Origin of the sequence: Streptomyces sp. NPDC012474 (assembly GCF_042955185.1) — a bacterium.
GTDB classification, from domain to species: Bacteria; Actinomycetota; Actinomycetes; order Streptomycetales; family Streptomycetaceae; genus Streptomyces; species Streptomyces cahuitamycinicus.
The window spans coordinates 89615-114672 of sequence record NZ_JBIBEP010000016.1; the positions used below are offsets into that span (position 1 = coordinate 89615).

Annotated in this window: 23 protein-coding genes; 2 read left to right on the forward strand and 21 right to left on the reverse strand. The window is 71.4% G+C overall.

All coding sequences use genetic code 11. The features are described from left to right. Window positions 1–322: 322 nt before the first annotated feature. Window positions 323–874 carry a hypothetical protein gene (locus tag ACFY9S_RS29575; RefSeq protein ID WP_102914250.1) on the forward strand — a complete coding sequence of 184 codons (552 nt, stop codon included), beginning with the start codon at window positions 323–325 and terminating at the stop codon, window positions 872–874. A gap of 364 nt (window positions 875–1238) precedes the next feature. Here the strand turns inward: ACFY9S_RS29575 and ACFY9S_RS29580 are convergent, their stop codons facing one another. From ACFY9S_RS29580 to pyrR, 14 genes are all read right to left on the reverse strand, one after another. Then, window positions 1239–3392 carry a primosomal protein N' gene (locus tag ACFY9S_RS29580; protein WP_391134089.1) on the reverse strand — a complete coding sequence of 718 codons (2154 nt, stop codon included), beginning with the start codon at window positions 3390–3392 and terminating at the stop codon, window positions 1239–1241. Between the two features lie 119 nt (window positions 3393–3511). Then, a complete protein-coding gene (gene metK, locus ACFY9S_RS29585; protein WP_102910144.1) occupies window positions 3512–4720 on the reverse strand; it encodes a methionine adenosyltransferase in 1209 nt (402 codons plus the stop codon). Between the two features lie 237 nt (window positions 4721–4957). Next, on the reverse strand, window positions 4958–6160 hold the full coding sequence (gene coaBC, locus ACFY9S_RS29590; RefSeq protein ID WP_102910145.1) for a bifunctional phosphopantothenoylcysteine decarboxylase/phosphopantothenate--cysteine ligase CoaBC: 1203 nt from the start codon (window positions 6158–6160) through the stop codon (window positions 4958–4960). A gap of 114 nt (window positions 6161–6274) precedes the next feature. Further along, on the reverse strand, window positions 6275–6547 hold the full coding sequence (gene rpoZ / locus ACFY9S_RS29595; protein WP_003988945.1) for a DNA-directed RNA polymerase subunit omega: 273 nt from the start codon (window positions 6545–6547) through the stop codon (window positions 6275–6277). Window positions 6548–6615: 68 nt separating this feature from the next. Continuing rightward, on the reverse strand, window positions 6616–7209 hold the full coding sequence (gene gmk, locus ACFY9S_RS29600; RefSeq protein WP_102910146.1) for a guanylate kinase: 594 nt from the start codon (window positions 7207–7209) through the stop codon (window positions 6616–6618). A gap of 58 nt (window positions 7210–7267) precedes the next feature. Further along, window positions 7268–7591 carry an integration host factor gene (locus tag ACFY9S_RS29605; protein ID WP_003977346.1) on the reverse strand — a complete coding sequence of 108 codons (324 nt, stop codon included), beginning with the start codon at window positions 7589–7591 and terminating at the stop codon, window positions 7268–7270. A gap of 277 nt (window positions 7592–7868) precedes the next feature. Then, on the reverse strand, window positions 7869–8714 hold the full coding sequence (gene pyrF, locus ACFY9S_RS29610) for an orotidine-5'-phosphate decarboxylase (protein WP_391134094.1): 846 nt from the start codon (window positions 8712–8714) through the stop codon (window positions 7869–7871). After that, complete coding sequence (locus tag ACFY9S_RS29615; RefSeq protein ID WP_391134097.1) at window positions 8711–9817, reverse strand: quinone-dependent dihydroorotate dehydrogenase; 1107 nt, start codon at window positions 9815–9817, stop codon at window positions 8711–8713. Before ACFY9S_RS29615 ends, pyrF begins: the two co-directional genes overlap by 4 nt. 71 nt (window positions 9818–9888) lie before the next feature. Then, window positions 9889–13197, reverse strand: coding sequence for a carbamoyl-phosphate synthase large subunit (carB, locus tag ACFY9S_RS29620; RefSeq protein WP_391134100.1), 3309 nt, complete (start codon window positions 13195–13197; stop codon window positions 9889–9891). Beyond that, window positions 13190–14347 (reverse strand): glutamine-hydrolyzing carbamoyl-phosphate synthase small subunit, encoded by a 1158-nt coding sequence (gene carA, locus ACFY9S_RS29625; RefSeq protein WP_391134103.1) that lies wholly within the window; start codon window positions 14345–14347, stop codon window positions 13190–13192. The genes carB and carA overlap by 8 nt, the downstream gene beginning before the upstream one ends. Then, window positions 14344–14913: a hypothetical protein gene (locus ACFY9S_RS29630; protein WP_391134106.1), complete on the reverse strand. Its 570-nt coding sequence runs from the start codon at window positions 14911–14913 to the stop codon at window positions 14344–14346. The genes carA and ACFY9S_RS29630 overlap by 4 nt, the downstream gene beginning before the upstream one ends. Beyond that, the gene (locus tag ACFY9S_RS29635) at window positions 14910–16223 is read right to left on the reverse strand and encodes a dihydroorotase (protein ID WP_391134109.1); all 1314 of its coding nucleotides are present in this window, start codon (window positions 16221–16223) and stop codon (window positions 14910–14912) included. Before ACFY9S_RS29635 ends, ACFY9S_RS29630 begins: the two co-directional genes overlap by 4 nt. Window positions 16224–16228: 5 nt before the next feature. Continuing rightward, window positions 16229–17206, reverse strand: a complete 978-nt coding sequence (locus ACFY9S_RS29640; protein WP_391134112.1) for an aspartate carbamoyltransferase catalytic subunit — start codon at window positions 17204–17206, stop codon at window positions 16229–16231. Window positions 17207–17309: 103 nt separating this feature from the next. Beyond that, complete coding sequence (pyrR, locus tag ACFY9S_RS29645; protein WP_391134119.1) at window positions 17310–17876, reverse strand: bifunctional pyr operon transcriptional regulator/uracil phosphoribosyltransferase PyrR; 567 nt, start codon at window positions 17874–17876, stop codon at window positions 17310–17312. 266 nt (window positions 17877–18142) lie between these two features. Here pyrR and bldD point away from each other — a divergent pair, with 266 nt between their 5' ends. Beyond that, window positions 18143–18646 carry a transcriptional regulator BldD gene (bldD, locus tag ACFY9S_RS29650; protein ID WP_018570201.1) on the forward strand — a complete coding sequence of 168 codons (504 nt, stop codon included), beginning with the start codon at window positions 18143–18145 and terminating at the stop codon, window positions 18644–18646. A 183-nt stretch (window positions 18647–18829) separates the two neighbouring features. Here bldD and nusB read toward each other — a convergent pair whose 3' ends face one another. The 7 genes from nusB to aroC all read right to left on the reverse strand — a co-directional run bounded on the left by nusB (window position 18830) and on the right by aroC (window position 25002). Continuing rightward, window positions 18830–19264: a transcription antitermination factor NusB gene (gene nusB / locus ACFY9S_RS29655; protein ID WP_102910155.1), complete on the reverse strand. Its 435-nt coding sequence runs from the start codon at window positions 19262–19264 to the stop codon at window positions 18830–18832. A gap of 2 nt (window positions 19265–19266) precedes the next feature. Next, window positions 19267–19833 (reverse strand): elongation factor P, encoded by a 567-nt coding sequence (efp, locus tag ACFY9S_RS29660; protein WP_031138970.1) that lies wholly within the window; start codon window positions 19831–19833, stop codon window positions 19267–19269. A 53-nt stretch (window positions 19834–19886) separates the two neighbouring features. Beyond that, the gene (locus tag ACFY9S_RS29665; protein ID WP_391134123.1) at window positions 19887–21002 is read right to left on the reverse strand and encodes a M24 family metallopeptidase; all 1116 of its coding nucleotides are present in this window, start codon (window positions 21000–21002) and stop codon (window positions 19887–19889) included. Between the two features lie 199 nt (window positions 21003–21201). Next, window positions 21202–22053, reverse strand: coding sequence for a Pro-rich N-terminal domain-containing protein (locus ACFY9S_RS29670; protein ID WP_391134126.1), 852 nt, complete (start codon window positions 22051–22053; stop codon window positions 21202–21204). Window positions 22054–22217: 164 nt separating this feature from the next. Further along, the gene (aroB, locus tag ACFY9S_RS29675) at window positions 22218–23309 is read right to left on the reverse strand and encodes a 3-dehydroquinate synthase (RefSeq protein ID WP_391134129.1); all 1092 of its coding nucleotides are present in this window, start codon (window positions 23307–23309) and stop codon (window positions 22218–22220) included. Further along, a complete protein-coding gene (locus ACFY9S_RS29680) occupies window positions 23306–23821 on the reverse strand; it encodes a shikimate kinase (protein ID WP_391134132.1) in 516 nt (171 codons plus the stop codon). Before ACFY9S_RS29680 ends, aroB begins: the two co-directional genes overlap by 4 nt. Continuing rightward, window positions 23818–25002 (reverse strand): chorismate synthase, encoded by a 1185-nt coding sequence (aroC, locus tag ACFY9S_RS29685; RefSeq protein ID WP_391134135.1) that lies wholly within the window; start codon window positions 25000–25002, stop codon window positions 23818–23820. Before aroC ends, ACFY9S_RS29680 begins: the two co-directional genes overlap by 4 nt. Between the last annotated feature and the right edge of the window lie 56 nt (window positions 25003–25058).

The window sequence follows — 25058 nt, forward strand, 5'->3', positions numbered from 1 at the left end:
GTGGGGGCCTCTCGAAGAGGGGTGGACGGCGGGCAGCACACAAGTCTATGAGCCCTGCCGTGGAAAGCCGCCGACGGCGCCTGGCCACCCATGGGGAGAGCCGGGCCACTCGACGGGGAGTTGCGGGTGATGCACGGGCAGGAGACAACAGCCGACGGCCGAAGGCCGAGGCGCACACCCCGCGCAAACGGGCGCACGCATTTGCCCCCACGCCCCCACACCGTGACCCGCGGAGCGGATCCGCGTTGGTCAAGACAGAGTTGACCACAACGGGCCGCGATCGCGGCCCATTCCTTTCAACGCCGGTTCGAGAGGCTTGTTCATGGCCGACCACGCAACCCACGACGCCCAGGCTCGGGCCAGCCTGCACTTGCTGGTGCGGGACATCGAGCGGGTCCGCCGGCAGGTGGACGCACTGCGCACACTCACCGCCCAGTTGGGCAACGTCTACCGCCCGCGCCGCTCCGGCCCCTCCACGGGCTTCGTCGTCTACGGACGCGCCCCCGCCCCGACGGTACGTCTCGCCCAGGAGCTGCGGGACAGTGTCGAGACCCTGGTCACAGCGGCCGTGGACTTCGACCGCTCGCTCGGCTTCTCGTGGGACGCGGTCGGTTCCGCACTCGGAGTCACCAAGCAGGCGGTGCACCGTCGTTACGGCTCCCGCCGTGCCACGGCCCCCGCGGCCACGCCCGAGCCGGAGCGCACGCCGGAGCCGACGCCGGCGGGCGGCCGAGCGGTCAATGTGACGACCGGCCTGCCCACGGTCCCGACGGTCCCCGCGGCCCGCTCCATGCCCACCCAGCCGACAGCCGGCAGCCCCGCTCTCCGCGACGAGGCGAGGCCCACGGCCTTCCCGGGCCCGCGCAACGGCTGACGTACCCCTCTGTCCTGCCCTCCCGGAGTGCCCCGGGAGGGCAGTCGCGTATCCGCCGATGACCGGATGCAACCCCGACGCGCCCGCCACCGCGGCCCCCGCATCGCCGGAGCCGCCCGCCGCCGGGCGCCGCGGATCACCAGCGCCCCCATACCGCCCGCCACGCATCACCCGACCCGCCGACGCGTGCGCAACGCGGAACACCAACGCCCCCGCCACCGCCACCGCCGCAACGGGTCACCAACGCCCCCGTCACCGGCCCCACACCACCCGACGCGCCCGCCACCGCCCGCCCCTCATCACCAACGCCCCCGCTGCCGCCCCTCGCGTCCCCCGACGCTCCCGCCACCACCCATCCCGCGCATCACCCGATGTCGGCCGGATCGACCCGCACCCACACACCCACCCCGCTTCCGTTCCCCCGGGCCATCCGGGCGGCCTGCGCGGTCTTGAGCGCGGAGGCCAGCGCGGCGCCCTTCCCCGGCGGCACCCGCAGCAACGCCCGCTCCCACTGCTCACCGGGCGGTGGCGCCCCCGTCCGCCGCGGTCGCCCGGCGGCGGGGACGGGCAGCGGAACCGGCCCCAGCACCTCTGCCTCGGGCGGCAGTTCGGCCGTGCGGAGGAAGTCGGCCACCGCCTCCGCAGGCCCCGACACGGCCGCCATCCGCGACACCGGCGGAAAACCCAGCTCGGCGCGCTCGGCGAGCTCCCGCACCGCGTGACCGACGGGGTCCCACCGGACGAGTGCCTGCACGGGCCGCAGCGTCGGCTCGGCCACGACCACCACCGTGCCGCCGTCCGACTGGGGCCGGACGAGGGACGAGGCCGCGATCCACCGCCGCAACGCGTCCTCCCCGGCCCGCAGATCGGGCCGCCCGAGCATGGCCCACCCGTCCAGCAGCAGCGCCGCCGCGTACCCGCCCTCGGCGACGGGCTCGGCCCCCGGCGTGCTCACGACCAGCGCGGGCGCCCCCGCCACCGTGTCGAGTACGTGTTCCCGCCCCGAGGTGCGGACCGGCACGGCGGGGAAGGCCCGGCCGAGTTCCTCGGCGGTCCGCCGGGCCCCGACGACCGAGGCGCGCAGGCGGAAGGAACCGCAGTTTGGGCAGTGCCAGCCGGTTTCCCCACGTCCGCACCACCCGCAGTTCAGCGCACTGCCGTCCGGTGCCTCCAGCGGCCCGGAGCAGTGCCGGCACCGCGCGGGCGCCCGGCAGCCGGCACACGCCATGCGCGGCACGTACCCCCTGCGGGGCACCTGCACCAGCACCGGGCCGTGCCGCAGGCCCTCCCTGACGGCCTGCCAGGCGAGGGTCGGCAGCCGGGCGGCCCGGGCGGCCTCGTCGCGGGCGAGGTCCTGGTCCCCGACGGTCCGGACGAGCGGGGCGGCCGCCCGCACCTGGTCCCTGCCGGCGACGAGCGGCCGCGCCCAGCCGGTCTCGACGAGTTGCGCGGCCTCCACCGTGCAGCCCCAGCTCCCCAGCAGGAAAGCGCACTTGTCCTGCGCGGCCCGCAACAGGAGCACTTCCCGGGCGTGGGGCTGCGGGGCGTGCTGCTCGCTGTGGCTGTCGTCGCCGTCGTCCCAGAGGGCGACCAGACCGAGGTCCTGGACCGGCGCGAACATCGCGGCCCGGGTCCCGATCACGGCCCGTACGGAACCGCGCCGCACGGCGAGCCACTGCGCGTACCGCTTCTCGGGGCCGGCGTCGGCGGTGAGCACCGCGTGCCGCCCCTCCCCCAGCAGGGCGGTCAGGGCTGCGTCGACCCGCGCGACCGCGCGTCCGTCGGGCAGGACGGCGAGCGCCCCGCGCCCGGAGGCCAGCGTCGCGGCGACGGCGCGGGCCAGCTCATCGCTCCACTGCGGCCCGGGCAGCGCGTTCCACACGGCCCGGGGCGCTCCGCCGGAGGCCAGCGCCCCCAGGAAGGCCGCTCCCCGCTCGTAGCGCTGCCAGGATTCCGCCCCGGGCGCCGGGGGTGGTGGCAGCGGCTCGGGGGAGGGCCGCTGCTCGGCTCGTGCGTTGCGCGGTGGCACGGCGAGCTGCAGGACGTCGGCGAGGCTGCCCGCGTACCGGTCGGCGACCGCCCGGGCCAGTCCCAGCAGTTCCCCGCTCAGCACCTGCTCGGGCGACACGACCTGGGCGAGGGCTGCCAGCGGCCCGGCGTAGTCGGACGCGGCCAGCCGCTCGACGAGGAACCCGTCGATCAGCCCGCCGCCCTCGCGCCGACCGTCCCGCACGCGATGGCGTCCGGCCCCGAACCGCACCCGCACCCGCACGCCCGGCTGGGCGTCCGCGTCCAGCTCCTCGGGCACGGCGTAGTCGAAGTACCGGTCGAGATGGAGGACGCCCTTGTCGACGAGGACGCGTGCGACGGGGAGCTCCTTGGCGAGCGCCGCCCCCCGCCAGGTCCGCGGCTTGGCCCGGGGCGTCTTGGCCTTGCGCACACTGTCCCGGATGAGCGCGAGCTGCTCGGGCGGCGCACCCTCGGCCCCGCCGCCCGCCTGTTCGTTCTCGCTGCTCACGCTTGCATTCTTACCAAACGCCACTGACAACCGGCGCCCCGCGGGAGGCCCCGGGGACACGGCAAGGCCCGGCTCCCCGAGGGGGGCCGGGCCTCACGCAGTGCCCTGGGGGGCGGGACCTACAGCCCCGCGGCCTTGCGCAGCGCGTCCACGCGGTCCGTCCGCTCCCAGGTGAAATCGGGCAGCTCGCGGCCGAAGTGGCCGTACGCCGCGGTCTGGGAGTAGATCGGGCGGAGCAGGTCGAGGTCGCGGATGATGGCGGCCGGACGGAGGTCGAAGACCTCGTCGATCGCCTTCTCGATCTTCTCCGTGTCGATCTTGGCGGTGCCGAAGGTCTCGACGAACAGGCCGACCGGCTCGGCCTTGCCGATCGCGTACGCGACCTGGACCTCGCACCGGGTGGCGAGGCCCGCGGCCACGACGTTCTTCGCGACCCAGCGCATCGCGTACGCCGCGGAACGGTCGACCTTGGACGGGTCCTTGCCGGAGAACGCGCCACCGCCGTGCCGGGCCATGCCGCCGTAGGTGTCGATGATGATCTTGCGGCCGGTCAGGCCGGCGTCACCCATCGGGCCGCCGATCTCGAAACGGCCGGTCGGGTTGACCAGGAGGCGGTAGTTCTCCGTGTCGAGCTTGATGCCCTCGTCCAGCAGCGCCTTGAGCTCCGGCTCGACGACGAACTCCTTGATGTCCGGAGCCAGGAGCGAGTCCAGGTCGATGTCGGAGGCGTGCTGGGAGGAGACCACCACGGTGTCCAGGCGGACCGCCTTGTCACCGTCGTACTCGATGGTGACCTGCGTCTTGCCGTCCGGGCGCAGGTAGGGGATCGTGCCGTTCTTGCGCACGTCGGACAGACGCTTCGACAGACGGTGCGCCAGGAAGATCGGCAGCGGCATCAGCGTCGGCGTCTCGTCCGTCGCGTAGCCGAACATCAGGCCCTGGTCGCCCGCGCCCTGCTTGTCGAGCTCGTCGTCGTCACCCTCGACACGGTTCTCGTACGCCGTGTCCACGCCCTGGGCGATGTCCGGGGACTGCGCGCCGATCGACACCGACACGCCGCAGGAGGCGCCGTCGAAGCCCTTCTTGGAGGAGTCGTAGCCGATTTCGAGGATCTTGCTCCGGACCAGCGTCGCGATGTCCGCGTACGTCTTGGTCGTGACCTCGCCGGCCACGTGCACCAGGCCGGTCGTGATCAGGGTCTCGACGGCGACCCGGGATGACGGGTCCTCGCGCAGAAGCGCGTCGAGAATGGTGTCGCTGATCTGGTCAGCGATCTTGTCGGGGTGACCCTCGGTCACAGACTCCGAGGTGAACAGACGACGGGACACAACGCTCCCTGAGGTTGCAGCGGCTGCTGGCTGATCGTTGGCGGACGGCGGGGGCTGCACCCGGCGCCGTCCGTGGAACAGTTTACGGGTCACGCTTCGGCCACGGTCCCCCTGTCTCGCCACTCGGGAGTGCTGTGACCTGCGGCACGGGCATTCTGCCCAATGCCGAGCGGCATTGGCCAGAGGCGCCACGCCCCGATCCACCCGCTTTCGCGGGGGTAGGCGCCGACTGAGCCATCAGTTCAGGCGCTCGGCCACGAGGTCCCACACGGTTTCGGCCAGGGCTTCCTTGGGCCCGTGCGCCACCGCGGTCTCGCTGCCGTCGGCGCCGAGCACGACCGCCTCGTTCTCCTCGGAACCGAAGGTCTTGAGCTCCCCCACCTCGTTCACGACCAGGAGATCGCAGCCCTTGCGCTTGAGTTTGGCGCGGCCGTTGGCCAGCACGTCGTCCGTCTCCGCGGCGAAGCCGACGACCACCTGTCCGGGACGGGCCCGGTCGGCCGAGATCTCCGCGAGAATGTCCGGATTCCGCACCAGGGTGACCGGCTCCGGCTCCTGACCGTCCTTCTTCTTGATCTTCCCTGCCGCGTAGGCCGCCGGGCGGAAGTCCGCCACCGCGGCCGCCATCACCACGGCGTCGGCCTCCGGGGCGGCCCGCAGCACCGCCTCGCGCAGCTGCACGGCGGTGCCGACCGGGACGACGTCCACGCCCGCCGGGGCCGGCAGGGTGCTGTTGGCCGCGATCAGGGTGACACGGGCGCCGCGGGCGGCGGCGGTGCGGGCGAGGGCGTAGCCCTGCTTGCCTGAGGAGCGGTTGCCGAGGAAGCGGACGGGGTCCAGGGGCTCGCGGGTGCCGCCGGCGCTGACGACGACGTGCCGGCCCACGAGGTCGGGCTCGGTGACGCCCCGGGCCAGGACGCGACGGCAGACCTCGAAGATCTCGCCCGGGTCGGGCAGCCGGCCCTTGCCGGTGTCGACGCCCGTCAGACGGCCCACGGCGGGCTCGATGACGAGGGCGCCACGGCGGCGCAGCGTCGCCACGTTCTCCTGGGTGGCCGGGTGCTCCCACATCTCCGTGTGCATGGCGGGGGCGAAGACGACCGGGCAGCGGGCGGTGAGCAGCGTGTTGGTGAGGAGGTCGTCGGCGAGGCCGTGGGCCGCCCTGGCGAGTGTGTCGGCGGTGGCGGGGGCGACGACGACCAGGTCGGCGTGCTGCCCGATGCGGACGTGCGGGACCTCGTGCACGTCGTCCCACACCTCGGTGGAGACCGGGTTGCCGGAGAGCGCGGACCACGTGGCGGCACCCACGAAGTGCAGCGCGGAGGCGGTGGGCACCACACGCACCTCGTGACCCGACTCCGTCAGCCGCCGCAGCAGCTCACAGGCCTTGTACGCGGCGATGCCGCCACTGACCCCCAGAACGACCTTCGGCTTGTCCACGTCTCTCCCCGGACCTCGGCAACCGGCACACCGTACGACTCCATGACACACCACAGGCCCGGCAGTCGGCCTGCCGGGCCTGTGGACAAGTCAGCGTCGAGCTGTAGATCCTACTTACTGCGCCGGGCCCTCGACGGCCTCGGACGTCAGGAGCCCCGCGTTGATCTCGCGGAGGGCGATCGAGAGCGGCTTCTCGTGGACGTGGGTGTCGACGAGAGGACCCACGTACTCGAGGAGACCCTCGCCGAGCTGCGAGTAGTACGCGTTGATCTGGCGGGCACGCTTGGCCGCGTAGATCACGAGGCTGTACTTCGAGTCGGTGGCCTCGAGGAGCTCGTCGATCGGCGGGTTGATGATGCCCTCGGGCGCGGAGATGGAAGAGGACACGCTCTACCTTCCGATGGATGGGAAAGAATTTGTCGGGTTGATCAGCCGACCGGAACGATCAGCGATGGTCACACGACGTCCACCAAGGCTAGCAGCTCGCGCGCCACGTCCTCGACGGAGGTGTTGACCAGGGTGGTGTCGAACTCCGGCTCGGCCGCGAGTTCGATCTTCGCCGCCGCGAGCCGGCGCTCGATCACCTCGGGTGGTTCGGTGCCCCGCCCGGTCAGTCTGCGCACGAGCTCCTCCCAGGAGGGAGGAGCCAGGAACACTAGCTGGGCCTCGGGCATCGACTGGCGGACCAGGCGGGCGCCCTGCAGATCGATCTCCAGGAGGACGGGCTCGCCGTTCTCCAGGCGCTCCTGCACGGCCGCACGCGGCGTGCCGTAGCGATTGCCGGCGAACTCGGCCCACTCCAGCAGTTCCCCGTTGGCGATCAGCTTGTCCATCTCATCGTCGGAGACGAAGAAATAGTGGACTCCGTGCTGCTCGCCGGGGCGGGGCTTGCGGGTCGTCGCCGACACCGAGAGCCAGACCTCGGGGTGTTCCTTGCGCATATGAGCGACGACCGTGCTCTTGCCGACCCCGGAAGGGCCGGAGAGCACGGTCAGCCGCGGACGTACGTCCGGGGGTACGGGGGTCGTCCCCCGGGGTGTTGCAGCCATGCAGCGATTATCCAGCAATCGCGGAGTGCCCGGGACTCGCTTCCCCGGAACGCCCGGCTCAGGAGCCGGTGCTGCCGAACTCGCGCTCCAGGGAGGCGATCTGGTTGGAACCGAGACCCCGCACGCGGCGGCTCTCGGAGATGCCGAGTCGCTCCATGATCTGCTTGGCGCGGACCTTGCCCACGCCGGGCAGCGACTCCAGAAGGGCGGAGACCTTCATCTTGCCGATGACGTCGTTCTCCTGGCCCTGCTTGATGACCTCGTGAAGGGAGGCGCCGGAGTGCTTGAGTCGATTCTTGACCTCGGCCCGCTCCCGGCGAGCCGCGGCGGCCTTTTCGAGCGCGGCTGCGCGCTGTTCAGGGGTAAGGGGCGGAAGAGCCACGCCTACGTCACCTCGGATGTCGAACTGTCGGATACGGACCGGTGAGGAACCTAGTCGCCCCACACCTGGGGAGCCACGAGCAACACACGCTTGCCCGTTCTCTCGTCGGAGACTAGCGGGCAAGTCCGCCAGAGTCAGCGAGAACAGCGGAAAAGTCCTGGTCAGCCTTCATCTGAACGGACATTTAGGACATACTGCCCCGGATTTGAGGATGTATTCAGACTCAAGCGGGCCGCTGACCACTCATCGGAGGTCTCGCGGTAAGGTCTGGACCGCCTCACGTCGGCGTCACGGCGTGCCGGATCTCCTCCGCGAAGCGCTCCGCGGCGTCACGCAGAGCGACCGCGCCGGGACCGTGGCGTAGCACCCCCCGGCTGACGTTCGGCACGACGTTGCGCACCGCCGCACCGAAGACGCCGGGAAGATCGGCCGGCGTGGCGCCCTGGGCGCCGATGCCCGGTGCCAGGAGCGGACCGTTGATGTCCAGGTCGTACGTCGACAGGTCACCGAGGGTGGCGCCGACGACCGCGCCGAACGACCCCAGGGGCTCCTCCTCCGTGTTCTCGGCGGCCAGGTGGGCGAGCATCGTCGCTCCGACGCTCCGGCCGTCGGAGCGCACGGCGTGCTGGACCTCGCCGCCCTCCGGATTGGACGTCAGCGCCAGCACGAACAGACCCGCGCCGTTCTCCCGGGCCAGCGCCACGGCCGGGCCGAGCGATCCGTAACCGAGGTACGGCGAGACCGTCAGGGCGTCGGAGAACAGCGGAGCGTCCTTGTGCAGGAAGGACTCGGCGTAGGCGGCCATGGTCGAGCCGATGTCGCCACGCTTGGCGTCCATGACGACCAGCGCGCCCGCCGCCCGGGCCTCGGCCACCGACTTCTCCAGGACGGCGACGCCGCGCGAGCCGAAGCGCTCGAAGAACGCGCTCTGCGGCTTGAGCACGGCGACCCGGTCGGCCACCGCCTCGACGACCGTGCGGCTGAACCGCTCCAGGCCGGCCACGTCGTCGTTCAGGCCCCACTCGGCGAGCAGGGAGGCGTGCGGGTCGATGCCGACGCACAGCGGACCGCGTTCGTCCATGGCCCGGCGCAGGCGCGCGCCGAAGGGTTCGAGACCACTCATGCCGTCTTCCTCACGTCGGCGCCCACCGCGTCGGCGAGCGTGGCGTACGGGCTGGTGCGCAGGCGCGCGGCGAGCCCCTTGTGGAGGTCGCGAGCGTAGAACGGCCCCTCGTAGATGAAGGCGCTGTAGCCCTGGATCAGGGTGGCGCCGGCCAGGATGCGCTGCCAGGCGTCCTCGGCGTTCTCGATGCCGCCGACGCCCACCAGGGTGATCCGGTCGCCCACGCGCGCGTAGAGGCGGCGCAGGACCTCCAGGGAGCGGTCCTTCAGGGGTGCCCCGGACAGGCCGCCGGTCTCCTTGACCAGGGTGGGGTCGGACTTCAGGCCGAGCCCCTCGCGCGCGATGGTGGTGTTCGTGGCGATGATCCCGTCCAGGCCGAGCTCCACGGCGAGGTCGGCGACGGCGTCGACGTCCTCGTCCGCGAGGTCCGGCGCGATCTTGACGAGGAGCGGGACGTGTCGCGCGGACACGGCGCGGTCGGCGGCCTCGCGGACGGCGCTCAGCAGGGGGCGGAGTGCCTCCGTCGCCTGGAGGTTGCGCAGACCCGGCGTGTTCGGCGAGGAGACGTTGACGACCAGGTAGTCGGCGTACGGGGCGAGCCGCTCGGCGGACTTCACGTAGTCCGCGACGGCCTCCTCCTCCGGTACGGCCTTGGTCTTGCCGATGTTGACGCCGACGACCGGCTTGAAGACGGGCGTGCGGGAGGCCAGGCGGGCGGCGACACGGAGCGAGCCGTCGTTGTTGAAGCCCATGCGGTTGATCAGCGCGCGGTCCTCGACAAGACGGAACAGCCGCTGTTTGGGGTTGCCGGGCTGCGGTTCGCCGGTCACCGTGCCGATCTCGACGTGGTCGAAGCCCAGCATGGCCATGCCGTCGATGCCGACGGCGTTCTTGTCGAAGCCGGCGGCGAGCCCGAAGGGGCCGTGCATGCGCAGCCCGAGGGCCTCGGTGCGCAGCTCCTTGTGGCGGGGCGCGAGGGCGGCCGCGAGGAAGGTGCGCAGCACGGGCACGCGGGCGGCCAGGCGGATCCAGCGGAAGGCCAGGTGGTGGGCCTGCTCCGGGTCCAACCTCTTGAAGACGAGTCGGAAGAATTTCTTGTACATGATGTCCTCACGAAGACATGGCGTCCTCACGAAGAGGGGGACACCGTTTCCGGTGTCCCCCTCTTCGGCTGCTAGTCGCGGGCCGCGGTCAGGTGTTCCGCGTGTTCCTGGAGCGATCGGACGCTCACGTCGCCGCGGTTGAGGGCGTCGATGCCCTGGACCGCCGCCGCGAGCGCCTGGACCGTCGTCAGGCAGGGCACGGAGCGTGCCACGGCCGCCGTACGGATGTCGTAGCCGTCGAGGCGGCCGCCCGTGCCGTACGGGGTGTTGACGATGAGGTCTACCTCGCCGTCGTGGATGAGCTGGACGATGGTCTTCTCGCCGTTCGGGCCGGTGCCCTCGGACTGCTTGCGCACGATGGTGGCGTTGATGCCGTTGCGCTTGAGGACCTCGGCCGTGCCGGACGTGGCGAGCAGCTCGAAGCCGTGGGCGACCAGCTCGCGGGCCGGGAAGATCATCGAGCGCTTGTCGCGGTTGGCGACCGAGATGAACGCGCGGCCCTTGGTGGGCAGCGGGCCGTAGGCGCCCGCCTGCGACTTGGCGTACGCCGTGCCGAATACGGAGTCGATGCCCATGACCTCGCCGGTGGAGCGCATCTCCGGGCCGAGGACCGTGTCGACGCCGCGGCCGTGGATGTCGCGGAAGCGCGACCACGGCATGACGGCCTCCTTCACGGAGATCGGCGCGTCGAACGGCAGCTCGCCGCCGTCGCCGTTCGCCGGGAGGAGACCCTCGGCGCGCAGCTCGGCGATCGTGGCGCCCAGTGAGATCCGGGCGGCGGCCTTGGCGAGCGGCACCGCCGTCGCCTTCGAGGTGAAGGGGACGGTCCGGGACGCGCGCGGGTTGGCCTCCAGGACGTAGAGGATGTCGCCCGCGAGCGCGAACTGGATGTTGATCAGGCCGCGCACCCCGACGCCCTTGGCGATGCCCTCCGTGGAGGCGCGCAGGCGCTTGATGTCGAAGCCGCCGAGCGTGATCGGGGGCAGGGCGCACGCCGAGTCGCCGGAGTGGATGCCGGCCTCCTCGATGTGCTCCATGACGCCGCCGAGGTAGAGCTCCTCGCCGTCGTAGAGGGCGTCGACGTCGATCTCGATCGCGTCGTCGAGGAACCGGTCGACCAGGACCGGCCGGGAGGGGCTGATCTCGGTCGACTCGGCGATGTAGGAATCCAGCCGGGTCTCGTCGTAGACGATCTCCATGCCACGCCCGCCGAGGACGTACGAGGGGCGCACCAGGACCGGGTAGCCGATCTCGTCGGCGATCGCCTTGGCCTCGGCGAAGGTGGTGGCGGTGCCGTGCTTGGGGGCCGGGAGGCCCGCCTCCTTGAGGACCCGGCCGAAGGCGCCCCGGTCCTCGGCGGCGTGGATGGCCTCCGGGGAGGTGCCGACGATCGGCACGCCGTTGTCCTTGAGCGCCTGCGACAGGCCCAGCGGGGTCTGGCCGCCGAGCTGGACGATGACGCCCGCGACCGGGCCGGCCTGCTGCTCGGCGTGGACGATCTCCAGCACGTCTTCCAGCGTCAGCGGCTCGAAGTACAGGCGGTCGGAGGTGTCGTAGTCCGTGGAGACGGTCTCCGGGTTGCAGTTGACCATCACCGTCTCGTAGCCCGCGTCGCTCAGCGCGAAGGAGGCGTGGACGCAGGAGTAGTCGAACTCGATGCCCTGGCCGATGCGGTTCGGGCCGGAGCCCAGGATGATGACGGCCGGCTTCTCGCGGGGCGCGACCTCGGTCTCCTCGTCGTAGGACGAGTAGAAGTACGGCGTCTTCGCGGCGAACTCGGCGGCGCAGGTGTCGACCGTCTTGTAGACCGGGCGGATGCCGAGCGCGTGCCGGACCTCGCGGACGACGTCCTCGCGCAGGCCGCGGATCTCGCCGATCTGCTGGTCGGAGAAGCCGTGCCGCTTGGCCTCGGCGAGCAGGCCGGTGGTCAGCTCGGGGGCCTCGGCCAGCTCGTCGGCGATCTCCTTGATCAGGAAGAGCTGGTCGACGAACCAGGGGTCGATCTTCGTGTACTCGAAGACCTCCTCGGGCGTGGCGCCGGCGCGGATGGCCTGCATGACGGTGTTGATCCGGCCGTCGGTGGGGCGCACCGCCTCGCGCAGCAACTCGTGCTTGTCGCCGGGATCGCCGACGAAGGTGAACTGGCTGCCCTTCTTCTCCAGCGAGCGCAGCGCCTTCTGGAATGCCTCGGTGAAGTTGCGGCCGATGGCCATGGCCTCGCCGACGGACTTCATGGTGGTGGTGAGGGTGGAGTCCGCGCTCGGGAACTTCTCGAAGGCGAAACGCGGGGCCTTCACGACGACGTAGTCGAGCGTCGGCTCGAAGGAGGCCGGGGTCTCCTGGGTGATGTCGTTCGGGATCTCGTCCAGCGTGTAGCCGACGGCGAGCTTGGCGGCGATCTTGGCGATCGGGAAGCCGGTCGCCTTGGAGGCGAGCGCCGAGGACCGGGACACGCGCGGGTTCATCTCGATGACGATGACCCGGCCGTCCTCGGGGTTCACCGCGAACTGGATGTTGCAGCCGCCGGTGTCGACGCCGACCTCGCGGATCACGGCGATGCCGATGTCGCGCAGGGTCTGGTACTCGCGGTCGGTGAGGGTCATCGCGGGCGCGACCGTGATCGAGTCGCCGGTGTGCACGCCCATGGGGTCGAAGTTCTCGATGGAGCAGACGACCACGACGTTGTCGTGCTTGTCGCGCATCAGCTCCAGCTCGTACTCCTTCCAGCCGAGGATGGACTCCTCCAGGAGCACCTCGGTGGTCGGGGAGAGCGTCAGGCCCTGGCCGGCGATGCGGCGCAGCTCCTCCTCGTCGTGCGCGAAGCCGGAGCCGGCGCCGCCCATGGTGAAGGAGGGACGGACGACGACCGGGTAACCGCCGAGTTCCTCGACACCCTGGAGGACGTCGTCCATGGAGTGGCAGATGTAGGACCGGGCGGACTCGCCGTGCCCGATCTTCGTACGGACGGCCTCGACGACGTTCTTGAAGAGGTCGCGGTCCTCGCCCTTGTTGATCGCCTCGACGTTGGCGCCGATGAGCTCGACGCCGTACTTGTCGAGCGTGCCGGCCTCGTGCAGGGAGATGGCGGTGTTGAGGGCCGTCTGGCCGCCCAGGGTGGGCAGCAGCGCGTCGGGGCGCTCCTTGGCGATGATCTTCTCGACGAACTCGGGGGTGATCGGCTCGACGTAGGTGGCGTCGGCGATCTCCGGGTCGGTCATGATCGTCGCCGGGTTGGAGTTCACCAGGACGACCCGCAGGCCCTCGGCGCGCAGGATGCGGCACGCCTGGGTGCCGGAGTAGTCGAACTCGGCGGCCTGGCCGATGACGATCGGGCCGGAGCCGATGACCAGGACGGACTGGATATCGGTGCGCTTAGGCACGCTGGCCCTCCATCTGGACTGTGCTCATCAAAGACGTGAAGCGGTCGAACAGGTAGGCGGCGTCGTGCGGGCCTGCTGCCGCTTCGGGGTGGTACTGGACGCTGAAGGCGGGGCGGTCGAGGAGCTGGAGCCCCTCCACCACGTTGTCGTTCAGGCAGACGTGGGACACCTCGGCGCGACCGAACGGGGTCTCGGAGACACGGTCGAGCGGGGCGTCGACGGCGAAGCCGTGGTTGTGGGCGGTGACCTCGACCTTGCCGGTCGTGCGGTCCTGCACCGGCTGGTTGATGCCGCGGTGGCCGTACTTCAGCTTGAAGGTGCCGAAGCCGAGCGCGCGGCCCAGGATCTGGTTGCCGAAGCAGATGCCGAAGAGGGGGGTGCCGCGCTCCAGGACGCCCCGCATCACGGAGACGGGGTGGTCGGCGGTGGCCGGGTCGCCCGGTCCGTTGGAGAAGAACACGCCGTCCGGGTTCACCGCGTACACGTCCTCGACGGTCGCGGTCGCCGGGAGCACGTGCACCTCGATGCCGCGCTCGGCCATGCGCTGCGGGGTCATGCCCTTGATGCCGAGGTCGACGGCGGCGACGGTGAACTTCTTCTCGCCGATGGCCGGGACGACGTAGGGCTCGGTGGTGGCGACCTCCGCGGAGAGGTTCGCGCCCTTCATCTGCGGGGCTTCCTGGACGCGGGCCAGCAGCGCGGCATCGTCCTGGACCGCGCCGCCGCTGAAGATGCCGACGCGCATGGCGCCGCGCTCGCGCAGGTGGCGTGTGAGGGCGCGGGTGTCGATGCCGCTGATGCCGACGACGCCCTGCGCGTCCAGCTCCTCGTCCAGCGTGCGCCGGGAGCGCCAGCTGGACGGCACGCGCGCGGGGTCGCGCACGACGTAGCCGGAGACCCAGATGCGCTTGGACTCCATGTCCTCGTCGTTGACGCCGGTGTTGCCGACGTGCGGCGCGGTCATCACCACGACCTGGCGGTGGTACGAGGGGTCGGTGAGGGTCTCCTGGTAGCCGGTCATGCCGGTGGAGAACACCGCTTCGCCGAAGGTCTCCCCCACGGCCCCGTAGGCACGGCCGCGGAAGATCCGGCCGTCCTCCAGGACGAGTACGGCGGGAGTTTTGGCGGCTCCCCTGGTGGAGGTGGTCATCGTTCGGCGCCTTCCCTGGTGTTCGTTTCGATCATGGAGTTGAGGGCTTCGACCCAGTCGTTGTGCTCGGCCGCGTGGTCGGAGCGGAACCCGGAGTCGATCAGCCGGTCGCCGTGCGACCAGGTGACGACGAGCAGGCCGCCCTCGGTGAGGACCTTGCCGGCGATGCCCTTGTCGAGCCGGGCCTCGCGCAGCTGTGCGGCCGGGACGAAGAAGTCGCTCGCACCGGGGCGTACGACGTCGAGGCCGGCGTCCGTGAGGGTGAGCTCGGCGCGGCTGCGGGTGCCCAGGCCGTGCGCGACGATGCGGTCGAGCCACTGCCCGGCCGTGGTGGAGCCGTGGTAGCGGCCGCTCAGGGTGAGCTTCGCGGGTCCCGGGTCGTCCGGCGTGACGGGCAGCTCGGGCAGGTCGCCCTGGAGGGTGCCGCGCCACTTCCAGCCCTCGCGCATCAGCCAGTAGACGAGCGCGACGAACAGGGCGAGGCCGACGACCCAGCCGATGCGGGCGGCCCAGTCGGTCACTTGCGCCGATTCCTTCTCGGCGGCCAGCAGGAGTACAGGTGTCACGTGAGCTTCCCGTCGACGAGCGTGGCCTTGCCCCGCAGCCACGTGTGCGTCACACGGCCCGGCAGCTCACGGCCCTCGTAGGGGGTGTTGCGGCTGCGCGAGGCGAAGCCCGCGGGTTCCACGAGCCCACGGTATGCCGTGTCGACCAGGGTGAGGTTGGCGGGCTCACCAGCCGAGACGGGACGCCCCTGGCCCGAGGTCTGTCCGATCTGCGCGGGCTTGACGGACATCCGGTCGGCGACGCCGGCCCAGTCCAGCAGCCCCGTGTCGACCATGGTCTCCTGCACCACTGACAGCGCGGTCTCCAGGCCGACCATGCCCATGGCGGCCGCGGCCCACTCGCAGTCCTTGTCCTCGTGGGGGTGCGGGGCGTGGTCGGTGGCGACGATGTCGATCGTGCCGTCGGCGAGCGCCTCGCGCAGGGCCATCACGTCCCGCTCGGTGCGCAGCGGCGGGTTCACCTTGTAGACGGGGTTGTACGTGCGGACCAGCTCGTCGGTGAGGAGCAGGTGGTGCGGGGTGACCTCGGCGGTGACCTGGATGCCGCGGGACTTGGCCCAGCGGACGATCTCGACGGACCCGGCGGTCGACAGGTGGCAGATGTGGACACGGGAGCCGACGTGGTCGGCGAGCAGGACATCCCGGGCGATGATCGATTCCTCGGCCACCGCGGGCCAGCCACCGAGCCCCAGCTGGGCGGAGACGATGCCCTCGTTCATCTCGGCGCCCTCGGTCAGCCGCGGCTCCTGCGCGTGCTGCGCGACGACGCCGCCGAAGGCCTTCACGTACTCCAGGGCGCGGCGCATGATCACGGCGTCGTGGACGCACTTGCCGTCGTCGGAGAAGACGGTGACGCCGGCGGCCGACTCGTGCATGGCCCCCAGCTCGGCGAGTTTCCTGCCGTCCAGGCCGACGGTGACGGCGCCGATGGGCTGGACGTCGCAGTAGCCGTGCTCCTTGCCGAGCCGCCAGACCTGCTCGACGACACCGGCGGTGTCGGCGACCGGGAAGGTGTTGGCCATGGCGAACACGGTGGTGTAGCCGCCGGAGGCGGCGGCCCGGGTGCCGGTGAGGACGGTCTCGGAGTCCTCACGGCCGGGCTCGCGCAGATGGGTGTGCAGGTCGACCAGGCCCGGCAGCAGCACCTTGCCGTCGGCCTCGACGATCTCGGCCCCTTCGGCGGACAGCCCGCTGCCACTCCAGTCGATTTCGCCCTGATGGGCGGTGGCGGCGATCGTCCCGCCGTCGATCAGCACGTCCTGCGGCTCGCCGCCGAGCACCTTCGCACCACGGATCAGGATCTTGCTCATCTGTCTTACTTCTCCTCGGTACGGGGGTGGGTGACGGCGGGCTCGTTGCCCCCGAGCAGCAGGTACAGGACGGCCATCCGGATGGACACTCCGTTTGCGACCTGCTCGACGACGGTGCAGCGGTCGGAGTCGGCGACCTCGGCGGTGATCTCCATGCCGCGGACCATCGGGCCGGGGTGCATCACGATGGCGTGCTCGGGCATCCGCGCCATGCGGTCGCCGTCGAGGCCGTAGCGGCGGGAGTACTCGCGCTCGGTCGGGAAGAACGCGGCGTTCATGCGCTCGCGCTGGACGCGCAGCATCATCACCGCGTCGGACTTGGGCAGCGTGCTGTCGAGGTCGTAGGAAACCTCGCAGGGCCAGGTCTCGATGCCGACCGGCACGAGCGTGGGCGGCGCGACGAGGGTGACCTCGGCGCCGAGGGTGTGCAGCAGGTCGACGTTGGAGCGGGCGACCCGGCTGTGCAGGACGTCGCCGACGAGCGTGATGCGCTTGCCTTCGAGGTCCTGGCCGAGTCCGGCGTCCGGGCCGATCAGGCGGCGGCGCATGGTGAAGGCGTCGAGCAGCGCCTGCGTGGGGTGCTGGTGGGTGCCGTCGCCGGCGTTCACGACGGCCGCGTCGATCCAGCCCGAGTTCGCCAGGCGGTACGGGGCCCCGGAGGCGCCGTGCCGGATGACGACGGCGTCGACGCCCATGGCCTCCAGGGTCTGGGCGGTGTCCTTCAGGGACTCGCCCTTGGAGACGCTGGAGCCCTTGGCGGAGAAGTTGATGACGTCCGCGGACAGCCGCTTCTCGGCGGCTTCGAAGGAGATCCGGGTCCGGGTGGAGTCCTCGAAGAAGAGGTTCACGATCGTGCGGCCGCGCAGGGTCGGCAGCTTCTTGATCGGCCGGTCGGCGACCCGGGCCATCTCCTCGGCGGTGTCGAGGATCAGGACTGCGTCGTCGCGGGTGAGGTCGGCGGCCGAGATGAGATGACGCTGCATCTGTCAGGCTCCGTAAGGCAGTTCATTCGGGAGATTCGGGGCAGGCGGGCGCGCCGGGGCGCGCACTGAGCGGGCGTACGACAGCGGCGTACGGCCTGGAGCGCTACCGGGGGGCCGGCTTGGCGCCGAGCAGCACGGTGTCGCGACCGTCCTCCTCGGCGAGCTGGACCTTGACCGTCTCCCGCAACGACGTGGGGAGGTTCTTGCCGACGTAGTCGGCGCGGATGGGCAGTTCGCGGTGACCGCGGTCGACGAGGACGGCGAGCTGCACCGCGCGCGGGCGCCCGAGGTCGTTCAGCGCGTCGAGGGCGGCGCGGATGGTGCGGCCGGAGAAGAGCACGTCGTCGACGAGGACGACGAGTTTGCCGTCGAGGCCGTCACCGGGGATCTCGGTGCGGGCGAGTGCGCGCGGCGGGTGCATGCGCAGGTCGTCGCGGTACATGGTGATGTCGAGCGAGCCGCACGGGACCTTGCGCTCGGTGATCTGCTCCAGCTTGTCCGCGATGCGCCGGGCGAGGAAGACGCCCCGGGTCGGAATGCCGAGGAGCACCACGTCGTCGGCGCCCTTGGCGCGTTCGACGATCTCGTGGGCGATGCGGGTCAGTACCCGCGCGATGTCGGGCCCTTCGAGAACGGGCCGGGCATCGGACTGCGTGTCGTGCGTGTCCATATGAAACGGACCTCCTTCTCCGCCTCACGGGACGGACGTTAAAGGACGTCGGGATTGCGCCATACACGGTAGCAGGTCCCCGTTGTCGCTCCGATGGCCCCCTCGGATCACCCATTCGGCCTAACGCAACGCCGATACCACGGAAGAGTCGGCACGGACCATTCGGCTTGACGCGGCAGAGTAACGCTGCGTAACCTCACAGTGAGTTACCAGCCGCGCGGACTGGCACCCACGTCAGACGCGTCGACACAGTGCCGGGGAGCTATATGTCCAGCGAATACGCCAAACAGCTCGGGGCCAAGCTCCGGGCGATCCGCACCCAGCAGGGCCTTTCCCTCCACGGTGTCGAGGAGAAGTCCCAGGGACGCTGGAAGGCGGTCGTGGTCGGTTCGTACGAGCGCGGCGACCGTGCCGTGACCGTACAGCGCCTTGCCGAGCTGGCGGATTTCTACGGCGTTCCGGTGCAGGAGCTGCTTCCGGGCACGACCCCGGGCGGGGCCGCCGAGCCGCCGCCGAAGCTGGTCCTGGACCTGGAGCGGCTGGCCACGGTGCCGGCCGAGAAGGCGGGCCCTCTGCAGCGCTACGCGGCCACGATCCAGTCGCAGCGCGGTGACTACAACGGCAAGGTGCTGTCGATCCGCCAGGACGACCTGCGCACACTCGCCGTCATCTACGACCAGTCGCCGTCCGTCCTCACGGAGCAGCTGATCAGCTGGGGCGTCCTGGACGCTGACGCGCGCCGCGCGGTGGCGTCCCACGAGGAGGCCTGACCCGCCCTGCGGGCCCAGCAGAAACGTGCCGCCGGGGTGGCCGAAACCGTATGGTTCTCGGCCACCCCGGCGGCGTTCTCAGGGCCTCACCGCGCACGGCCGTACCTGGAGGCCTCTGGAGGTACGGGAACGCCGGAGGGCCCGCAGCAGTCACGCTGCGGGCCCTCCGGCATGTGGTCTGTCTCAGACCTCGTCGCGGCGGAGCGAGGGCTTGAGTTCCTTCAGGCGGCCGAGCAGGCCGTTCACGAACGAGGGCGACTCGTCCGTGGAGAACTCCTTCGCCAGCTGCACCATCTCGTCGAGGACGACGGCGTCCGGCGTCGCATCGACCCAGATCAGCTCATAGGCGCCGAGCCGCAGGATGTTGCGGTCGACAACGGGCATCCGGTCCAGCGTCCAGCCGACGGAGTACTGCGCGATCAGCTCGTCGATGCGCTTCGCGTGCTTCGCGTAGCCCTCGACCAGCTCCATCGTGTACTCGCCGACCGGGGGCTGCCGGGTGTCCGCCCGGGAGAGCCGGACCCAGTCCGCGAGGACGGTCAGCACTTCGGCGTCGCGCTGGTCCCCCTCGAAGAGGATCTGGAAGGCGCGCTTACGGGCCGTGTTGCGGGCAGCCACGGTTAGCTGTTCACCCGGCCGAGGTAGTCGCTGGTGCGGGTGTCGACCTTGATCTTCTCACCGGTGGTGATGAAGAGGGGCACGTTGATCTGGTGGCCGGTCTCCAGGATGGCGGGCTTGGTGCCGCCGGTGGAGCGGTCGCCCTGGACGCCCGGCTCGGTCTCCTGGATGACGAGCTCGACGGCGGCGGGCAGCTCGACGAAGAGCACCTCGCCCTCGTGCTGCGCGACGGTGGCGGTGAAGCCCTCGATCAGGAAGTTGGCGGCGTCACCGACGGCCTTGCGGTCGACGTGCAGCTGGTCGTAGGTCTCCATGTCCATGAAGACGAAGTACTCGCCGTCCATGTAGGAGAACTGCATGTCGCGCTTGTCGACGGTGGCCGTTTCGACCTTGACGCCGGCGTTGAAGGTCTTGTCGACGACCTTGCCGGAGAGCACGTTCTTGAGCTTGGTGCGCACGAAGGCCGGGCCCTTGCCGGGCTTGACGTGCTGGAACTCGACGACGGACCAGAGCTGGCCGCCTTCGAGCTTGAGCACCATGCCGTTCTTGAGGTCGTTCGTGGAAGCCACGGTTGCGGAATCTCCTGGACTGACGTACGACCCCGGGGCACGCACCTGCCTGGCTACAGGGCGAGCAGCTCCTTGGTCGTGATGGTGAGTAGCTCGGGTCCGCCGTCCGCCTCGGGGCGGACGACGAGCGTGTCATCGATCCGGACACCGCCCCGGCCCGGGAGGTGGACCCCCGGTTCGACGGTGACTGGCACGCAAGCGTCCAGTTTACCCATGGCCGCGGGACTCAATTGAGGGTCCTCGTCGATTTCGAGCCCTACACCGTGTCCGGTCTGGACCGTGAGGCCCTCCGTGTACCCCGCGGAGTCCAGGACCTGGCGGGCCGCGCGGTCGACGTCCCGGCAGGCGGCGCCGGGTACCAGGCTCTCACGCCCGGCCCGCTGGGCCGCGAAGACCAGGTCGTACAGCTCGATCTGCCAGTCCGCGGGAGCGGTGCCGATGACGAACGTGCGGCCGATCTCGCAGCGGTAGCCGCGGTACGTCGCGCCCAGGCAGACGGAGAGGAAGTCGCCCTCCTCGACCCGGCGGTCGGTGGGCCGGTGGCCGGGGCGGCCGGAGTTCGGCCCGGTGGCCACCGACGTCGGGAAGGCCGGCCCGTCCGCGCCGTGATCCACGAGTCGCCGCTCCAGTTCCAGGGCGAGGTGGCGCTCGGTGCGGCCCACGAGGATCGACTCCAGGAGTTCACCGAGGGCCTGGTCGGCGATCTCGGCGCCGATGCGCAGACAGGAGATCTCCTCCTCGTCCTTGACGACCCTGAGCTGCTCGACGGCGCTGCCGAGGCCGGTGAGACGCAGCAGGGGGGCGACCGAGCCGAGGGCTCTGTGCCGGGCCACCGTGAGGTGGTGCTCCTCCACCGCCAGGGAGTCCGCGCCCTGGCGCGCGGCGAGACCGGCGGCCGCGACGGCCGGGTCACCGCCCCCGGCTCCGGGCAGGGTCTCTACGCGCAGGGCTTCGTCGGGGCGCTCCTGCGTGGGGCGGTCGGCCGTGGGCCCGGCACGGACCAGGAGGTCCTGCTCCTCGGTCCTGCCCAGGAGCAGAACGGCGCCGTGCGGGGCGGCGCCCGCGAGATAGCGCACATTGGCGGGGCGGGAGACCAGCGCCGCCGCGCTGCCGCCCGCGTTGCAGTATTCCCTCAGACGCGTCCGGCGGGCCGCGTACACCTCTGACATGACCCGAGCGTATGAGCTCCGCCGGGTTGGCGCCGGTTGAGGGCGTCTGAGTGGGCGGTGCCGGATGTGTCCGGGTGGGCGGGGTGCCGTTCGGGAGAGGGCGTGCCGCGCGGGGTTGTGCGCCGTCCGTATGTGTGGGCTTGTCGCGCCCACGCGGCGGAGCCGCACATCGATACGGCCCCGCGCCCCTGTGGGGCGCTCACCACTGGGGTGGGCTGGCGATGGAGCGGGACAGGACGTCGTTGAGGACCTGGGCCGTCTGCGGAATGTCGAGCTGGGAGTTGTCGATGATCGGCAGGCCCGAGCCGTACCAGCCCGCCATGCGGCCGTGGATGCGGGCGACCTCGTCGTCGGTGAGGCGGCGATTGCCGGAGCGCTCGGCGTTGCGCTCCAGGACGATCTCCAGGCCCGGCAGGAGGACGACGGGCAGCAGGCCCGGCCCGACGTGGCGCTTCCAGCCGCCGAGGCCGACGACCGGGCGGTCGGGGAAGACCGCGTCGTCGAGGATGCACGAGATGCCGTTGGCCAGGAAGTTCCGGGCGGCGAAGCCACAGGTGCGGCGGGCCAGGCGGTACTGGGCCTCGGAGTTGTCGTTCCACCCGGACTGGGGGTCGGCGAAGCCGGAGCGGACCCACTCGCGTACGTCGTCGAGGCTGATGTGGGCCGTGGGGACCCGGCGGTGGTCCGCCCAGTACTTGGCGACGCTGGTCTTGCCCGCGCCCGCGGGGCCGATGAGCAGCACGGCGAGCGTCGTACCGGCGGGGTCGGGAGCCGACGCGGCGTGCGGGGCCGTCGGCATGGCGACCGGGCCGCCGGGCGGCAGCGGCACATGGCCGGTGGTCTCCGGCGCCGGCGGGGCGCTGGCCGGGGCCGGTCCGGGCGGGGGAGCCGGGTATCCCGGTGCCGGGGGCGGCGGGGGCGCGGGCACGGGGCCCTGGTGCGCGCCCGCGTTCGGCGGAACGGGGTGTTGTGCGGCCGGCGACCAGCCGGTGGCCGGTCCGTGCCCCGGCTGATGGGGCGGCGGCAGCGGAGAACCCACTGCGTGCTGCATCCGGTGCCACTCCGTCTCGTACAGGCGATGGGCGCTGACAGCGGGGCGGAACCCGCTTGCTACCGAACGGTACCGCCCCCGGTCGTCGATGTGTGAACGGCCGGGGGCGACCCGAAGTGCCCGGCTCCGTAAGGTGATTCCGGGCGGAAGGAGCGACGGGGGACTTACTGCCCCACTTCGCCGTACGCGGCGAGCAGCACGGCCGGGTCGGGTCCCTCCAGGACGGTGGGCTTGGCCAGGCCGTCGAGGACGATGAAGCGCAGCAGGTTGCCGCGGGACTTCTTGTCGACCTTCATGGTCTCCAGCAGCTTGGGCCACTGGTCGTGCCGGTAGTGCAGGGGCAGTCCGACCGCTTCGAGGATCGTGCGGTGGCGGTCGGCCGTCGCGTCGTCCAGCCGGCCTGCCAGGCGGCCCAGTTCGGCGGCGAAGTGCATGCCGACCGAGACCGCGGCGCCGTGACGCCACTTGTAGCGCTCGTTCTTCTCGATGGCGTGGCCGAGCGTGTGACCGTAGTTGAGGATCTCGCGCAGGCCCGACTCCTTCAGGTCCGACGAGACGACGTCAGCTTTGACGCGGATGGAGCGCTCGATGAGCTCGGCGGTGTGCGGGCCGGCCGGGGTGCGGGCGGACTCGGGGTCGGACTCGATGAGGTCCAGGATGACCGGGTCGGCGATGAAGCCGGCCTTGATGACCTCCGCGAGTCCGGAGACGTAGTCGTTGACCGGCAGGGAGTCCAGCGCGGCCAGGTCGCAGAGCACACCGGCGGGCGGGTGGAAGGCGCCGACGAGGTTCTTGCCCTCGGCGGTGTTGATGCCGGTCTTGCCGCCGACGGCCGCGTCCACCATGGCGAGGACGGTGGTCGGGACGGCGATCCAGCGCACCCCGCGCAGCCAGGTGGCGGCCACGAACCCGGCGAGGTCCGTGGTCGCGCCGCCGCCGACCCCGACGATGACGTCCGTGCGCGTGAAGCCGGACTGGCCCAGCGCCTTCCAGCAGTAGGCGGCGACCTCGGCGGTCTTGGCCTCCTCCGCGTTGGGCACCTGGACGGCGACCGCTTCGTAGCCCTGCCCGGCCAGGTCGGCGCGCAGCGCGTCACCGGTCTCGGCCAGCGCCTCGGGGTGGACGATCGCGACCCGCTGGGCCTTGTCGCCGATCAGCCCGCCGAGTTCACCCAGCAGCTGCCGGCCCACCAGGACCTCGTACGGGTCGGTCCCCGCGGTGCCGCCGACCTGGATCCGCGTCACTGCCTCGCTCATGCTTCCTTCAACTCCAGTGCGTCCAGGGCTGCTTCGGTGACCTCTTCGGGCGTACGGCCGTCGGTGGCGACGACGGCCGTGGCGACCTCCTCGTACAGGTGGCGGCGTGCCTCCATCAGCTCGCGCCACTGCTTGCGCGGGTTGACCGCGAGCAGCGGACGGGCCGCGTTGAGGCCGGTGCGCTTGACCGCCTCCTCGACGTCCATCGACAGGTACGCCACCCGCTGTCCGGCGAGCAGCGCGCGCGTGCCGGCGTCGAGGATGGCGCCGCCGCCCAGGGCCAGGACGCCGTCGTGCTCGGCGAGCGCCCGGCTCACGGCCGTCTTCTCGATCGCGCGGAAGGCGGACTCGCCCTCGTCGACGAAGATCTCGGCGATGGACCTGCCCTGCCCGGCGACGATGTCGTCGTCGGTGTCCCGGTAGGAGACGCCGAGCCGCGCGGCCAGCAGCTGCCCGACGGTGGACTTGCCCACGCCCATCGGGCCGACCAGGACGACCAGTGGGCCGCTCATCGGATGGTGAGGTTGTCGAGGTACGACGTCACGTTGCGGCGGGTCTCGGGCACCGAGTCGCCGCCGAACTTCTCCGCCACCGCGTCCGCGAGCACCAGGGCCACCATGGCCTCGGCGACGATGCCGGCGGCCGGGACCGCGGACACGTCGGAGCGCTGGTGGTGGGCCTGCGTGGCCTCGCCGGTGGTGACGTCCACGGTCTGCAGGGCGCGCGGCACGGTCGCGATCGGCTTCATCGCGGCGCGGACGCGCAGCAGCTCACCAGTGGTCAGACCGCCCTCGGTGCCGCCGGAGCGGCCGGAGGTGCGCCGGATGCCCTCGTCGGTCTTCACGATCTCGTCGTGCGCCTTGGAGCCGGGCACCCGCGCGAGCTCGAAGCCGTCGCCGATCTCGACGCCCTTGATCGCCTGGATGCCCATGAGCGCACCGGCGAGCCGGGCGTCCAGCTTGCGGTCCCAGTGCACGTGCGAACCGAGGCCGACGGGCACGCCGTAGGCCAGGATCTCGACCACGCCGCCGAGGGTGTCGCCGTCCTTGTGGGCCTGGTCGATCTCGGCGACCATCGCCTTCGACGCGTCGGCGTCCAGGCAGCGCACGGGGTCGGCGTCCAGCTTCTCGACGTCGGCCGGGGTCGGGTAGACGCCGCGCGGCGCCTTGGCGGCGGCCAGCTCCACGACGTGGCTGACGATCTCGACGCCGGTCGTCTCCTTGAGGTACGACCGGGCCACCGCGCCCAGTGCCACGCGAGCCGCGGTCTCACGCGCGGAGGCGCGCTCCAGGATCGGCCGGGCCTCGTCGAAGCCGTACTTCTGCATGCCCGCGAGGTCGGCGTGGCCGGGGCGCGGCCGGGTCAGCGGGGCGTTGCGGGCCAGCCCGGCGAGGATCTCCGGGTCGACCGGGTCGGCCGCCATGACCTGTTCCCACTTCGGCCACTCGGTGTTGCCCACCATGATCGCGACCGGGGAGCCGAGACTGAGGCCGTGCCGGACGCCGCCGAGGAAGGTGATCTCGTCCCGCTCGAACTTCATCCGGGCACCGCGTCCATAGCCCAGGCGCCGCCTCGCGAGATGGTCCGCCACCAGGTCCGTGGTGATCGGCACGCCGGCGGGAAGGCCCTCCAGCGTCGCGACGAGTGCGGGACCGTGGGACTCCCCCGCGGTCAGCCAGCGCAACCTGCTCAACGGTGCTCCTCCATGCTCGCGCCCCGGTACTGCCCTGTGTACGCGCCTCGTCGCGT

Excerpts from the sequence above, each read along its gene's own strand:
- ACFY9S_RS29575 (WP_102914250.1), top strand. The coding sequence starts at position 323 with ATGGCCGACCACGCAACCCACGACGCCCAGGCTCGGGCCAGCCTGCAC.
- gmk (WP_102910146.1), bottom strand. The coding sequence starts at position 7,209 with ATGGCTGCAACACCCCGGGGGACGACCCCCGTACCCCCGGACGTACGT.
- pyrF (WP_391134094.1), bottom strand. The coding sequence starts at position 8,714 with ATGAGTGGTCTCGAACCCTTCGGCGCGCGCCTGCGCCGGGCCATGGAC.
- ACFY9S_RS29615 (WP_391134097.1), bottom strand. The coding sequence starts at position 9,817 with ATGTACAAGAAATTCTTCCGACTCGTCTTCAAGAGGTTGGACCCGGAG.
- carA (WP_391134103.1), bottom strand. The coding sequence starts at position 14,347 with ATGACCACCTCCACCAGGGGAGCCGCCAAAACTCCCGCCGTACTCGTC.
- ACFY9S_RS29635 (WP_391134109.1), bottom strand. The coding sequence starts at position 16,223 with ATGAGCAAGATCCTGATCCGTGGTGCGAAGGTGCTCGGCGGCGAGCCG.
- ACFY9S_RS29640 (WP_391134112.1), bottom strand. The coding sequence starts at position 17,206 with ATGCAGCGTCATCTCATCTCGGCCGCCGACCTCACCCGCGACGACGCA.
- pyrR (WP_391134119.1), bottom strand. The coding sequence starts at position 17,876 with ATGGACACGCACGACACGCAGTCCGATGCCCGGCCCGTTCTCGAAGGG.
- bldD (WP_018570201.1), top strand. The coding sequence starts at position 18,143 with ATGTCCAGCGAATACGCCAAACAGCTCGGGGCCAAGCTCCGGGCGATC.
- ACFY9S_RS29665 (WP_391134123.1), bottom strand. The coding sequence starts at position 21,002 with ATGTCAGAGGTGTACGCGGCCCGCCGGACGCGTCTGAGGGAATACTGC.
- ACFY9S_RS29670 (WP_391134126.1), bottom strand. The coding sequence starts at position 22,053 with ATGCAGCACGCAGTGGGTTCTCCGCTGCCGCCGCCCCATCAGCCGGGG.
- aroB (WP_391134129.1), bottom strand. The coding sequence starts at position 23,309 with ATGAGCGAGGCAGTGACGCGGATCCAGGTCGGCGGCACCGCGGGGACC.
- ACFY9S_RS29680 (WP_391134132.1), bottom strand. The coding sequence starts at position 23,821 with ATGAGCGGCCCACTGGTCGTCCTGGTCGGCCCGATGGGCGTGGGCAAG.